This window comes from Pseudomonas sp. JV241A (genome assembly GCF_900275665.1).
GTDB lineage: Bacteria > Pseudomonadota > Gammaproteobacteria > Pseudomonadales > Pseudomonadaceae > Aquipseudomonas > Aquipseudomonas wadenswilerensis.
Map to the genome: position 1 here is coordinate 52,324 of NZ_OPYO01000037.1, position 12,393 is coordinate 64,716.

13 protein-coding genes are annotated in these 12,393 nt (G+C 59.9%); 9 read left to right on the forward strand and 4 right to left on the reverse strand.

All coding sequences use genetic code 11. The features are described from left to right. The first annotated feature begins 165 nt into the window (after nt 1–165). The 8 genes from pnuC to JV241A_RS25200 all read left to right on the forward strand — a co-directional run bounded on the left by pnuC (nt 166) and on the right by JV241A_RS25200 (nt 7,046). A complete protein-coding gene (pnuC, locus tag JV241A_RS25165) occupies nt 166–732 on the forward strand; it encodes a nicotinamide riboside transporter PnuC (RefSeq protein WP_115086761.1) in 567 nt (188 codons plus the stop codon). Next, nucleotides 729–1,253, forward strand: a complete 525-nt coding sequence (locus tag JV241A_RS25170; RefSeq protein WP_115086762.1) for an AAA family ATPase — start codon at nt 729–731, stop codon at nt 1,251–1,253. Before pnuC ends, JV241A_RS25170 begins: the two co-directional genes overlap by 4 nt. A gap of 344 nt (nt 1,254–1,597) precedes the next feature. Then, a complete protein-coding gene (locus JV241A_RS25175; RefSeq protein WP_134065346.1) occupies nt 1,598–2,014 on the forward strand; it encodes a hypothetical protein in 417 nt (138 codons plus the stop codon). A gap of 1 nt (nt 2,015) precedes the next feature. Further along, complete coding sequence (locus tag JV241A_RS25180; protein ID WP_115086764.1) at nt 2,016–2,588, forward strand: adhesin; 573 nt, start codon at nt 2,016–2,018, stop codon at nt 2,586–2,588. Between the two features lie 52 nt (nt 2,589–2,640). Further along, a complete protein-coding gene (locus JV241A_RS25185) occupies nt 2,641–4,194 on the forward strand; it encodes a heme utilization protein (protein ID WP_115086765.1) in 1,554 nt (517 codons plus the stop codon). Between the two features lie 64 nt (nt 4,195–4,258). After that, nucleotides 4,259–4,939, forward strand: a complete 681-nt coding sequence (locus tag JV241A_RS25190; protein WP_115086766.1) for a C39 family peptidase — start codon at nt 4,259–4,261, stop codon at nt 4,937–4,939. A 33-nt stretch (nt 4,940–4,972) separates the two neighbouring features. Continuing rightward, complete coding sequence (locus JV241A_RS25195; protein WP_134065015.1) at nt 4,973–5,719, forward strand: hypothetical protein; 747 nt, start codon at nt 4,973–4,975, stop codon at nt 5,717–5,719. A 46-nt stretch (nt 5,720–5,765) separates the two neighbouring features. Beyond that, the gene (locus JV241A_RS25200) at nt 5,766–7,046 is read left to right on the forward strand and encodes a hypothetical protein (protein ID WP_038995107.1); all 1,281 of its coding nucleotides are present in this window, start codon (nt 5,766–5,768) and stop codon (nt 7,044–7,046) included. Between the two features lie 41 nt (nt 7,047–7,087). Here JV241A_RS25200 and JV241A_RS25205 read toward each other — a convergent pair whose 3' ends face one another. Further along, nucleotides 7,088–8,413 carry a sigma-54 dependent transcriptional regulator gene (locus JV241A_RS25205; RefSeq protein ID WP_115086769.1) on the reverse strand — a complete coding sequence of 442 codons (1,326 nt, stop codon included), beginning with the start codon at nt 8,411–8,413 and terminating at the stop codon, nt 7,088–7,090. A 280-nt stretch (nt 8,414–8,693) separates the two neighbouring features. Further along, on the reverse strand, nt 8,694–10,109 hold the full coding sequence (locus JV241A_RS25210) for a hypothetical protein (protein WP_134065017.1): 1,416 nt from the start codon (nt 10,107–10,109) through the stop codon (nt 8,694–8,696). Between the two features lie 239 nt (nt 10,110–10,348). Here JV241A_RS25210 and JV241A_RS25215 point away from each other — a divergent pair, with 239 nt between their 5' ends. Continuing rightward, nucleotides 10,349–10,615 (forward strand): hypothetical protein, encoded by a 267-nt coding sequence (locus tag JV241A_RS25215; RefSeq protein ID WP_134065019.1) that lies wholly within the window; start codon nt 10,349–10,351, stop codon nt 10,613–10,615. Between the two features lie 110 nt (nt 10,616–10,725). On the opposite strand, the gene JV241A_RS25220 is transcribed toward JV241A_RS25215, so the two are convergent. Together JV241A_RS25220 and JV241A_RS25225 are read right to left on the reverse strand one after the other, a co-directional pair. Beyond that, nucleotides 10,726–11,466 (reverse strand): VWA domain-containing protein, encoded by a 741-nt coding sequence (locus JV241A_RS25220; RefSeq protein WP_134065021.1) that lies wholly within the window; start codon nt 11,464–11,466, stop codon nt 10,726–10,728. After that, nucleotides 11,391–12,392: an ATP-binding protein gene (locus tag JV241A_RS25225; RefSeq protein ID WP_134065023.1), complete on the reverse strand. Its 1,002-nt coding sequence runs from the start codon at nt 12,390–12,392 to the stop codon at nt 11,391–11,393. Before JV241A_RS25225 ends, JV241A_RS25220 begins: the two co-directional genes overlap by 76 nt. Between the last annotated feature and the right edge of the window lies 1 nt (nt 12,393).

Below are 12,393 nucleotides of genomic sequence, written 5' to 3' on the forward strand. Positions count from 1 at the left end.
ACTGGGTGAGAGTCGACCCTTATTCAATACCTCGTTATCGAGGCCAACAACTGACAAAAATGCTAGGTGGCAGTCCGAACCTCATGCCTGGGCGTCCCGCGCGTATGCCAGAAGTGGCGCCAACGGGTACAATCACACCTTTGTGCAAACTACCAAGGAACGCCGATGTCCGGCCTCGAACTGTTCGCCGCCGTGCTCGGCGTCATCGCCGTCTGGCTCACTGCCAAGCAGAACCCCTGGTGCTGGCCGATCGGCCTGGTGATGGTGCTGCTCTACACCTGGGTCTTCTATGACGTGAAGCTGTATTCGGACATGCTCCTGCAACTGGTGTATGCCGTGCTGCAGCTTTATGGCTGGTGGCAATGGACGCGTCCGGACAGCGTGCGCGAGGCGCGCGAGGTCAGCCTGCTGACGCCGCAGGCGGTTGCCTTTGGCCTGGGCATAGGCTTGCTCGGCAGTCTGGGCCTGGGTGCGGCCATGGCCACCTGGACCGACGCCGCCCACCCTTGGCTGGACGCCGCCCTGACCGGCTTCAGCCTGGTCGCGCAGCTGTGGATGGCGCAAAAACGTCTGCAGTGCTGGCCGCTGTGGATCGTGCTGGATGTGATTTTCGTTGGCCTGTTCCTGTCCAAGGCCATGTACCTGACTGCCGCGCTGTATGCGCTGTTCACCCTGATCGCGGTGCAGGGCTGGCGCGATTGGCGGCGCGATCCGGCGCTGGCGTACACATGAAGGTACTGGTACTCACAGGCCCTGAATCCAGCGGCAAAAGCTGGCTCGGCAACGAAATCCAGGCGCACTTCGGTGGCGAGCTGGTGGGCGAGTTCGTACGTCACTTCATTGACGAACAGGCACGCGATACCTGCTATGCCGACATTCCGACCATTGCCCGCGGACAACTGGCCTGGGAAGACGCGGCCCGCGCCCGGCAACCGCAACTGCTGATTCTCGACACGCACCTGCTAAGCAACATGCTCTGGAGCCGTACGCTGTTTGACGATTGCCCGGCGTGGCTGGAACAAGCATTGTTGGCACGCCATTATGACCTGCACCTGCTGCTCAGCCCCGAGTCCATCGCCTGGCACGACGATGGGCAACGCTGCCAGCCGCAGTTGTCTGAGCGCCAGGCGTTTTTCCAGGCCACCGGTGACTGGCTGGTACGGCACCGGCAGCCTTGTCAGGTAGTCCAAGGCGACTGGGAGCAGCGCAGGTGCGCAGCCTTTGCAGCGGTAACGCGCTTGCTCAAGGTATAAATGGCCGCCCAATGCGGCCAGATGTCCATTCCTGAAACACTGCTCACGGCGCAAACCCGCGATCTAAAGCGGGCCCGGCGCGTGTACGCAAAAGTGTTAAACACCTGAAACAGCCGACCTCCGGGCCCCTTGATGAGCGCGGGCGCCCACTGGATCCAGGTTTGTACGATGCCTGTGTCTCAAAGGCGTTACACGAATTTTTCACAATTGCGGTGAATAAACTCAAACCGTTGTTTTTCCATGACAAATAAAAACCGGCACACCTTCTGCTCTCTTCCTCGCAACGCTGAACAGGCCTGCGCACCGAAGAAGGAATTGCCATCGTGGGAAATATTGGTAAAGGCATGTATCGCCTCCTGTTGCTCGGATGTGTACTGACACCGAGCGTCAGCCTGCCGGTTCAGGCCGAAAACGGGATCATCGTCATCACCCGCGATGTGCAACCGCGCAACGCAATGCGTCCCCCCCTGGTTCCCGACCCCTACCCGGTCACCGTCAATACCAACCCGTCCGCACATGTCATCAAACAAACCAACGAGTTGAGCGATGGTGACTTTGCCAGCATCAGCAGCGGTGCAGGCATTACCCCCCTGATCACGCAACAGACCAACAACCTGGGCGGCAACTTCGGTAATCAGACCCAACTGCCCAACCTGGCTGGCGGACGTTCCGGGGGCTCCGGCAATGGCATTTCCAACATGGTCAACTCCAACATCCAGAAAGGCCTTGCCCCCCTGCAGATCTTGACCGGAGGCCAGTGAGATGAGGCACACGCTGCTGATTCTGGCCACGTTTTGCAGTGCACCGGCCTTCGCCCAACCCCCAGTAATCAATAACGCCAACATCGACAGTTCCGGCAAGCAATACCAGGGCAACCTCACGGTCAACCAGGCTGCCGGCGATCAACAGCAGCAGGCTAACGCCCGGGCCATCGCGGTTGGCCATGGCGCCAGCGCAACCACACAGATTCGTCAACGCTTGCGCACCCATGTCGACCCGGCGATGGATGCCCGGTCCGGCATCCAGGGCGACGCCTTCAGTCACGGCAACGGTGCGCTGGGAGTCAACCAGAGCGCGGGCGCCAGTAACCAGCAAGCCAACGCACTGCGCATCAGCATCGGTGCTCAGCCGCAAAGTATCGACGACAGCGTCCTCCTGCAACAGAACGTGGCGCTGCTCAACAACTCCGATCCAACCGACTCTGCACCCGGCTATCGCCAGGTCACTACAAGTGACCAGGCTTTCACCGGTAGCCGTGGGGTGATTCAGTTGAATCAGAGTGCCGGGGTGGGAAATCGAACGGCCAACACCCTGAGCATACGGGTCGCGGACTGACCCAAACAGGTAGGAACAACACTTAACCTAAAATAAAGTACGGAGAATCACCATGAAACCCTCGATGGCATTAAAGCCTCTGGTTTTCGCAATTGCTGCGGTCATGGCTGTTGCTGTACAAGCTGGGCAGAACGATCGGCGTGGCAATGATCACCATAATAATGGTCATCATAACAACGGCCACCACACCCCTCCTCCAACCAAGATCCCTGTCTATGCGACTGCCAATGCCTATGACAGTCAGCGCAGCACCGGCAACCGGATCCACAACGAAGGGACCGAGAACTCAGCCGAGATGACCGATTCCGCCGAAGGCTCGAGCGGCAACGTCGGTGTCAACGTGGCGGCCGGTAACGGCAACCAACAAGACAACGCCGCGGCCATCGCCAACGCTCAGTCCGAATCGAGCGTCGACAACACCTTCGTGTTCGGCACTGCCGAAGCTACCGCCCGCGTCACGCAATACAGCAACAACAACAAGGTCAACAACTGGTCGACGCAAAACTCTGCGGTCATGAGCGGATCTGCCAGTGGTGCCAACGGCAACGTCGGTATCAACATTGCTGGTGGCGACCTTAACCAACAGAAAAACACCATGGCCATTGCCAATACCAATGCGCCACTCGGTAACGCAAGGGCCACCGCCTCTGCCAATCAAAACGGCCCTGGCCTGACTGTCAACAACTACGCCGATCGGGAAACCCGTCTGGATACGCTGACCTTTACCAAAACCATCAGCGGTTCGTCTTCTCGCGAAGGCACCTTCGACGCCAGTGTTGATAAGAGCGCTTCGTCGAGCTCCAGTGCCAGCGGTTCGCGCAGCTCTGAGGCCAGCGGTTCGAAGAGCTGGAGTGCCAGCGGTTCCAACAGCATGACTGCCAGCGGTTCCAACAGCTCGAGTGCCAGCGGCTCCAACAGCTCGAGTGCCAGCGGTTCGGGCAGCTCGAGTGCCAGCGGTTCCCACAGCTCGAATGCCAGTGGTTCCAACAGCCGCGATACCAGCGCAACCAGCAGTGCTTCGCTGGACGTCGCGCTGAACGCCGCCGCCGAGGCTGCCAGGTCCGTCACCACGGATGATGGCCGTCGCGAACGCACCCGCAGCGAAGAAGCCAGTGCATCGCTTGATGTAACGCTTAATGCATCGATCGATGCATCGCGCGAAACTTCGTTCGACTCTTCGTTCGACAGATCGCGCGACTCGTCGTGGGATAAATCGCGTGACTATGCGTACGATAAATCGCGTGATTCTTCCTACGATAGATCCCGTGATTCTTCTTACGATAAGTCCCGTGACTCTTCTTACGATAAGTCCCGTGAATCTTCGTACGATAAATCGTCGTCCTCCTCGTTCGAGAAAGCCTACGAAAAAGCTTCTGAGTCTTCGAGCTCCATCTCGAAAAGCTACAGCGAAGCCGACTCGTTTGAGCTGAGCAACAGTGTTTCCTTCCAAGTGCTGACTCCAATTGGCTGGGCAAACCCTGTGACCAACACTGCAACCCTGAACGGTTCGGTTAATGGTGGCAGTGGCAACCTGGGCGTCAACGTAGCTGCCGGTGTGGGCAACCAACAAAGCAACTCGCTGGCCATCTCCAACACCTCGATGTAATTGCCGTGGCCTGGAGGCCCCCTTCGGGGGGCCTTTTTTCACTACCAGCAGGGGGGCATCGAACATGCGCATTATCGCTTTGGCGTTTCTGCTTTGCCTGGCCAGTCTGAGTGAAGCTGCACAAATGCCACTTTCCGTATTGCCGGGTGGTGCGGTGATATTCAAGCCCATCCAGAGCATACGCGAGCGCAAATTCGCCGACCTGGTGCAACAGAAAACCGACTTCAGTTGCGGCGCCGCGGCCCTGGCGACCATATTGCGCCAGGCCTATTGGCTGGACGTGGATGAACAACAGATCATCGAAGGCATGCTGGCCCATGCCGATCAGGACCTGGTCCGTACCCAGGGCTTCTCCATGCTCGACATGAAGCGTTACGTGGAAAGCCTGGGCATGCGTGCCCGTGGTTACCGGGTGGCCGTCGAGACCTTGCACACCATCCGCATTCCGGTGGTGGTACTGATGGACATCCGTGGCTACAAGCATTTTGTGGTCATGCAAAAAGTCGCCAACGGCTGGGTATACATCGGTGACCCGGTACTTGGCCATAAGCGCTTCAAGGTCGACGACTTTGTCAAAGGCTGGAACGGCATCATCTTCGCCGTCATCGGCCAGGGTTACGACAAGACCAATGCCCTGCTCGACCCGCCTCTGCCGCTGACCGCCAAGAACCGCATCAACAACTTCACCCCGGTGCAAGACGCCGAGCTGATGGATTTCGGATTCATCCAAAGCGACTTCTTCTAATGACAAGGGAGCACGAGGCTCCGGGAGCATCCAATGAAGACCCCAATCTGGCTAGCGGCCGTTTGCCTGGCCGCCAGCCTGCCGACCCAGGCACAGACGCTCAAGCCGATTGAACTGAAGGATCAGGAACTGGCGAACCTGCGAGGCCGCTATGTCATGCCGGGGCGAATCATCAGTTTCGGCATTGTCATGACCAGCACCTGGCAAAATGCCAACGGTGAAGTGATCGGCGCCACGTCGTCGATGCAAATTCAACAATCGACGATCAAACCGCAGTTCTATGTGTCGATGATCGACGAAAAAGGTCATGCCTCGGCACACTCGCAAAGCAGCGGTACCGGTACCATCACGGGCGGCAGCGGCCTCAACAGTACCGAGGGCGTCACGCAGGTCGTGCGGGCTGCCGGAGACAACAACACGGCCTACAACAACGTTGATATCAACGTCACCAAGGCTAACCAGGCGCCAGCAACGCAGCAGCAGGGCCAGGTACTGGCCGCTGGCTCGACCCTGGTCGGCGCCAACGGCGCGGGCTCGCTGAGCGTTTCCTCGAGCGGTACCGGCGTGCAAATGAATATCGTCGCCAACAACAACCAGGGCAGCACCGCGCAACGCCTGGCCCAGGGTGGGCTGATGCAGAACACCACCTTGCTCGGCGGTGGCAACCGGGTCAGCAACCTCACGTCCCTCAATGTCGTGCTGCGTGACAACGCACCGACCGCAGGGTCGGTCAACGGCAACCTGGATCAGCTCAAAGGTCTTCGCACTCTCGGATTCTGATCTACGCTCAGTCTCATCAAATGTAGTCAGAAGGGACGGCCAACCCATGCATCGATCGTTAACGTTCAGAGCTATCGTCTGTTTGAGTAGCCTGACTCCGGCCACAATGCTTTACGCAGCCGCCGACCCTCAGGTAGAAGCATTAAAACAAGAACTCATGGAGTTGAAACAGCGTTACGAAGTACAGCAGCAAGCACTGATGGTCCTCGAACAACGCGTTCGCCAAGTCGAAGAAACACCTGCGACACCTGCTCCCAAACGCCTGACCAAATCCCCGGCTGAGACGGTCAAGGGTGGTCAGACAGTGGCCGCAGGCGCGCCGGGCACCACAGGCAGCTCATACGGCCAGTCACTCAAGGAAGATTCGGAGCCCGCGCAAAGCGTTTCCAACCTGTATGACGAGGCCAGCGGATTCTTCGGTGGCGGCAAGTTCAGCGTCGAAACCGGCCTGACCTACACCCATTACGATACCCGGGCGCTGGTGCTCAACGGGTTCCTGGCCCTGGACTCTATTTTCCTCGGTAACATCAACCTCGACCGCATCAAGGCGGATAACTGGACCCTGGACCTGACCGCCCGCTACAACCTGGATCAACGTTGGCAGTTCGACATCAACGTCCCGGTGGTCTACCGCCAATCCACGTATTCCTCTGGCGGCGCGGGTGGCGCCGGGCCGGTGTCATCCGACGCAACCGTCAGACGCGATCCCACAATCGGCGATGTCAACGTCGGCATAGCCTACAAGTTCCTGGACGAATCGGAAAACTGGCCCGACGCAGTCGCCACCTTGCGGATCAAGGCCCCCACCGGTGAGGAGCCCTATGGCATCAAACTGGTCAACGATCCCACCAACGACAACCTGTCGGTACCTGAAAGCCTCCCTACCGGCAACGGGGTCTGGGCCATCACCCCGGGTATCTCGCTGGTCAAGACCTTCGACCCTGCCGTGCTGTTCGGCAGCCTGTCCTATACCTACAACATGCAGGACTCCTTCAGCGACATCAGCCCTACCATCAACACCAAGGTCCCGGGTGACGTGAAACTCGGCGACTCATGGCAGATCGGCGCCGGTATTGCCTTTGCCTTGAACGAGAAGATGAGTATGTCGTTTTCGTTCTCCGACCAATTTGCCAGCAAAAGCAAGATCAAGCCTGATGGCGGCGACTGGCAGTCGGTTCCCAGCAGCGACTACAACTCGGCAAACTTCAACATCGGCATGACCCTGGCGGCCACCGATAACCTGACCATCGTCCCCAACCTCTCCATTGGCCTGACCGACGACTCGCCGGACTTCTCCTTCAGCCTGAAATTCCCTTACTACTTCTAAGCAAAAAGCCCGCTTCGGCGGGCTTGTGGTATCTACCAGGCTTAGCGGATCTGGTGCTTGTGCAGCAGCCGGTAGAAGGTCGGCCGGGAAACCCCGAGTACCTTGGCGGCAATGCTCAGGTTATCGCTGTGCCGGTTGAGCACATCGCACAAGGCCTGGCGCTCGGCCCGATGTTTGTAGTCTTCCAGGGTGCCCATGCTCGCTTCGAAATTCTGCTGGCTGTGCAACCCCAGGTCCTGCGCCTCGATCTGCCGGCCTTCGGCCAGAACCAGGCCCCGCCTCACCCGGTTGGCCAGTTCGCGCACATTGCCCGGCCAGTCATGCTTGCCCATGGCCGCCAGGGCTTCCTCGCTGAACGAACGTGGCCGGCGGCCGGTTTCCAGGCTGTAGAAGTGCGAAAAATGGCTGGCCAGCATCGACAGGTCGCCATGCCGGTCGCGCAGCGGCGCGGTCACGACCTGCAGCACATTGAGGCGGTAGTACAGGTCTTCGCGAAAGCGGCCGCTATCAATGGCTTTTTCCAGGTCCACGTGGGTTGCCGCCAATACCCGCACATCCACGGCAATCGGTTGGCTGCCGCCGACCCGCTCGATGTGCTTTTCCTGCAAAAACCGCAGCAGGTTGGCTTGCAGCTCCAGCGGCAGGTCGCCGATTTCGTCGAGAAACAAGGTGCCGCCGTTGGCCACTTCGATACGGCCGATCTTGCGTTGATGGGCGCCGGTAAAGGCGCCTTTCTCATGGCCGAACAGCTCGGACTGGATCAGGTGTTCGGGGATGGCACCACAGTTGATCGGCACGAAGGGCTTGTCGCGGCGCTGGGACTGGCGGTGCAAGGTCCGCGCGACCAGCTCCTTGCCCGTGCCGCTTTCGCCACGAATCAGCACCGGCGACTCGGTAGGCGCCAGCTTGCTCAGCAGCTTGCGCAGTTCGCGGATCGGACGGCTATCGCCCAACAGCTCATGCTCGGTCTCGTCGACATGCACATTGCCCTTGCCTCGCAGGCGCGCCATGCCAAAGGCGCGGCCGAGGGTGACCTGCACCCGCGAGACATCGAACGGCAAGGTATGAAAGTCAAAAAACCATTCACAGACAAAATCGCCGACATTCTGCGCTCGCAGCTCTTCGGCGCTCAAGACCGCGATCCATTCGGTGTTGCTGCGGCTGATCAGGTCCTTGACCGCATCCGGGGGCTGCAGGTGCGAAGCCTGCAAGCGCAACAGGCCTACGTCGCAGGGATGCTCAAGGGCCGAAGACAAGGTACAGCTATGCACATCCCAGCCCACACTGCGCAAGCCTGGCAACAGGCGATGACAGTCATCGCACGGATCGACGATCAGCAGGCGGCGGTTGGATGCAGGCTCTAGCATGACCTTTTCCTTGGCGCCAATAGTTGGAATTTTAAGTAGAAACAGGGTGTTGGCAGGCCCGTTTTAACAGTAGCAACGATGCGTCAATATCCCACTACCGTCTGTCTGTTGAGAGGGCGCATTGGTCGCGGGTTTCGGGTCAAAAGCGGCGCCGCAACGGGCTGGATACCGGGGCGGTATCACTGCGGCCACCGTGGGGGATTATGCAGTCAAGCGCATAAGGTGATCTGTGAGGCCTGGACTCAAGAACCGGACCGTTTCACAATTAATCCGCACCATCTCATTCTGGGACCGTACACCTAAGCCCAGTGCGCAGGGTCAGGCAAAGCAAGGGGAAGGTTACCGCATTACTTTCCTGCGGCGTCTGATCGAAGCTGACTTTGAATTCAACCCGAAACTCGGAGTTGTCCCGTAGCAGCAACAAACGATTGCGGGCAAGTACCCTGCTGAGGCCACTCGCAGCTTCATCTTCATTGAGCTCGCCTGCGCTGATCAACTCGATGAGATCCGGCTCACCATTGAGCTTCGTACCATGACAGCGTAGCCAGACCCTTTGACCCGCCCGGGCGTAACGCCAAAGTATTAACGAGACAGCCGAGTCGCCGACAAAACGATCAAGGTCCAGAGTCGACCCGACTGCACCCGCGACCTCGGGTAGTGGCAAGCCTGCCAGGGGCTGTATACCGAGTCTCAGTAGCGGTGACTCCTGCGCTTCAGCCCCCAGGCGAACCACGCCATAGCGGACCGCCACTTCGCGCTGGCTGGGGCCAATGTTTGCGCCTACAACGTCAGGGGAGGCGGTGAACTCAAGCTCACCGGCGGGATCGCCCGTAAGCGGCCCCAGCGTGGTCGACCCCAAAGCCGTGCCTGTCCAGTGCAAGGTGATTCTTTCCTGCGTGGTCATATGCGCATAGCGAATCTTGATCCTGACGCCAGACAACGCCAGCAGCGGATCAAGTTGGCCACCACAGGCCTGGACAACCGAGGGTAACTGTAGCTCCAGGGTCTTTAGCCTGATCTGCAGCAACAGAAACAACGAGTATCTGGCTCGTACACCCGCTTCAACCACCCAGTAATAGAAAATAATGTTGTGGCTAACGGCCGGGGTGATGAAGTCGACAGGTACGGCAAAGGTCAGATCTTGTATGTCGGTAACCTGGATATGCTGGGAATGGCGTCCGCCGACACCTGTTCTCACACACTCCAGGTACACCGTCTGCCCAGGTAACATGCCATCGTAGATTCCAACCCGCACGGTGGCGGCCGTCAGCCCGACAGGATCCAGCCTGCCGTTCTCGGATTCGTCCACCAACGGAGGGGGAAGTACCAGTTCAAGGCTACCCACCTCCAGGTCAAGGTATTCAGACTCGTGCCAGCCGCTGTCATAATCGAACACTCGATAGTGCACCGACACTGTACCGTTGTTGAGCGAAGCGATATGTTCCGCCAGCACGATGAAATCGATGGCCCCTCCCACCTCATCGGCTTCAATGACACGGTCCTCGCTATGAAAATAGTGCTGGTTGTTCGCCCGCCGGCCATCCCAGATCATTCGCACCAGCTGCTGGGCGGCCATTTGCGAGTACGCAGGAATTTGCACTGTCGCACGCTCAAGTGTATCGACGAGGTTGTTTCCCACGGCCTCGAGAACAACCGGAGACTGCAAGCCCTGCCTCGCTGATGTTCCTTGGCTCATGCCTCCCCCTGTCATCATTAGTGCCCTGCGGCCGAGACCTTATTCAACTCCCCTCCCAACCTGGCCGCTACTGACAAAAATGCCAGGTACCCCGGTATGAACCGATAAACGGTATTAAAATATTTTCCAAAGAAGTGTGACTTACCCCCCGGTCGGGTGCATCAGTACAAGTAACTCACCGCTGCGCAAACAGGCGCGCGGGTTTATTCCATGTTTGGGCCCACAGAGAGACCGAACCCATGAACGCCCCGCTGCGTATCAACGATGCCCTGCTGATTGCCGACCACGCCTTTGAACCTTTCCAGTGTGTTGCCTGGGATGTACCCAACGGTACCGGCGAGTTGAGCCTGGCGGTCATCGACCGGACCAGCACCCGCATTGGCAGCAAGCAAGTCCCTTGCAGCACCTACTCCGACCCTGCGCAACTGGCTCATTTGATTGAAGAAGTTCGCGCCGAGTTGAGCGAGAAAGGTTATGCGTTGCAGCCTTGGTCGATGCCCAAGTAATAGCGGTTAATTGCCAAAGGCGCTGTATTCGCGCACGCCTTTGGCAACTTTGCTATAACTCGCTGGACAAACTGCGACACTTGGCCGCAGTTGTTTTTATTGATACCAGGTTATCCGCCGAGCAGTGCCAGTGTCTCCAGGTGCTGGTAATCGGCATGCAGTTGTTGCGCAAGTAACTGTGCCCTTCCCAGCTTGACCGGCGAACTTTCGATATCCACCAACAGCGATTGGCAAGGCAGCGGCTGCAGCGCCTGCCAAGCCTTGAGTCGGCCATCGGTCACGATCAGGCATCGCTGCAGTTCTGCCGGATAGCGTCGTTGACGCTCCTGCAGCCAATTCCGTGCCTGCTCCAGTGCCGCCAGCAATGGCGTACCGCCCCCCGCCCCCAACGCCTCCAGCCACGGCTGCAAGCTCGCCGAGGCTTTTAGCCCGTGACGTTGCCAGCGCGGCGCATTGCCGCTGGCGGTGAGCAGGGTCAGTCGCGCGCGGTTGCGGTAGGCCTGATCGAAAAACCCCGCCAGCATGCCCTTGGCCCGGCTCAGGGCCTGGTGACGGCGGGTTGACGCCGAAGCATCGACAATCACCAGCCACAGCTCTTGGGCGCTGGCCGTGCGCTGCTGCCAGCACAGGTCGTTGCGCGTGCGCGGGCGGCCCTTGAGCAAGGTCGCCGGCCAGGCCACCGCGCCGGATGCAGCCTGCTTGCCACGCCCACGCGGGCCCGCAGTCAGTGCACCGGGTCGGGGTTTGGCATCCGCGCTGGTGTGCCGGCGGATGCTCAGGGCTTTTTTGCCCAGCTCGGTACCTCGCGCCGGGCGCCGCTCGGGGTGGCTTGTGGCGGCAGTTCGCCCCATTGACCCTGGCCTTGCTGGCCGGCCGATGGCGGCATCGCCCCACCGTTGTCTGGCGCTTGCGATTGTGGCGCCGGGGCTTCACGGCGGCGATGGCGCAAGGCGAATTCGGCCACGGCATCGATATCCTCAGCTTCGATCGCCAGCGCTCCGCGCCAGGCCGCGTGGGCCCGGGCCGCACGCAGCCAGACCAGGTCGGCACGCAGGCCATCGACGCCAGCGGCAAAGCAGCGCTCGGTAATCTGCGCCAGGGCCAGGTCGTCCAGGGCAATCTGTTGCAGGCGTTCACGGGCGCCATGGCAACGCTCGCGCAGGGCCGCCTGAGCGGGTGCCCACTGGGCACAGAACGCCTCGGGATCACTGTCGAAATCCAGGCGCCTGCGAATGATCTGGCCACGGGCTTCGGGCAACGGCTGGCCCTCGAGCAGCACATTGAGGCCGAAGCGGTCGAGCAATTGCGGGCGCAACTCGCCCTCTTCCGGGTTCATGGTGCCAATCAGCACGAAACGGGCACTGTGGCGGTGGGAAATGCCGTCGCGCTCGACCCGGTTGGTGCCACTGGCGGCGACGTCCAGCAACAGGTCGACCAGATGATCCGCCAGAAGATTGACTTCATCGACATACAGCACGCCGCCGTCGGCCTTGGCCAGCACCCCGGGGGAAAACTGCGCCTTGCCCTGGCCCAACGCCGCATCCAGGTCGAGGGTGCCGACCAGGCGCTCTTCGCTGGCACCCAGCGGCAAGGTCACGAACGGCCCCGCTCCGAGCAAATCCGCCAGGCCCCGGGCCAGGGTGCTCTTGGCCATGCCGCGCGGGCCTTCGATCAGCACGCCGCCGATCTTCGGGTCGATGGCGGTCAGGCACAGCGCCAGTTTCAGCTCATCGGCGCCGACCACGGCAGCCAGGGGGAAGTGTGCAGGTTCACTCATT

Bases quoted from the DNA above. Each gene is read 5' to 3' on its own strand.
- pnuC (WP_115086761.1), top strand. From the start codon at position 166: ATGTCCGGCCTCGAACTGTTCGCCGCCGTGCTCGGCGTCATCGCCGTC.
- JV241A_RS25170 (WP_115086762.1), top strand. From the start codon at position 729: ATGAAGGTACTGGTACTCACAGGCCCTGAATCCAGCGGCAAAAGCTGG.
- JV241A_RS25175 (WP_134065346.1), top strand. From the start codon at position 1,598: ATGTATCGCCTCCTGTTGCTCGGATGTGTACTGACACCGAGCGTCAGC.
- JV241A_RS25180 (WP_115086764.1), top strand. From the start codon at position 2,016: ATGAGGCACACGCTGCTGATTCTGGCCACGTTTTGCAGTGCACCGGCC.
- JV241A_RS25185 (WP_115086765.1), top strand. From the start codon at position 2,641: ATGAAACCCTCGATGGCATTAAAGCCTCTGGTTTTCGCAATTGCTGCG.
- JV241A_RS25190 (WP_115086766.1), top strand. From the start codon at position 4,259: ATGCGCATTATCGCTTTGGCGTTTCTGCTTTGCCTGGCCAGTCTGAGT.
- JV241A_RS25195 (WP_134065015.1), top strand. From the start codon at position 4,973: ATGAAGACCCCAATCTGGCTAGCGGCCGTTTGCCTGGCCGCCAGCCTG.
- JV241A_RS25200 (WP_038995107.1), top strand. From the start codon at position 5,766: ATGCATCGATCGTTAACGTTCAGAGCTATCGTCTGTTTGAGTAGCCTG.
- JV241A_RS25205 (WP_115086769.1), bottom strand. From the start codon at position 8,413: ATGCTAGAGCCTGCATCCAACCGCCGCCTGCTGATCGTCGATCCGTGC.
- JV241A_RS25210 (WP_134065017.1), bottom strand. From the start codon at position 10,109: ATGAGCCAAGGAACATCAGCGAGGCAGGGCTTGCAGTCTCCGGTTGTT.
- JV241A_RS25215 (WP_134065019.1), top strand. From the start codon at position 10,349: ATGAACGCCCCGCTGCGTATCAACGATGCCCTGCTGATTGCCGACCAC.
- JV241A_RS25220 (WP_134065021.1), bottom strand. From the start codon at position 11,466: ATGGGGCGAACTGCCGCCACAAGCCACCCCGAGCGGCGCCCGGCGCGA.
- JV241A_RS25225 (WP_134065023.1), bottom strand. From the start codon at position 12,392: ATGAGTGAACCTGCACACTTCCCCCTGGCTGCCGTGGTCGGCGCCGAT.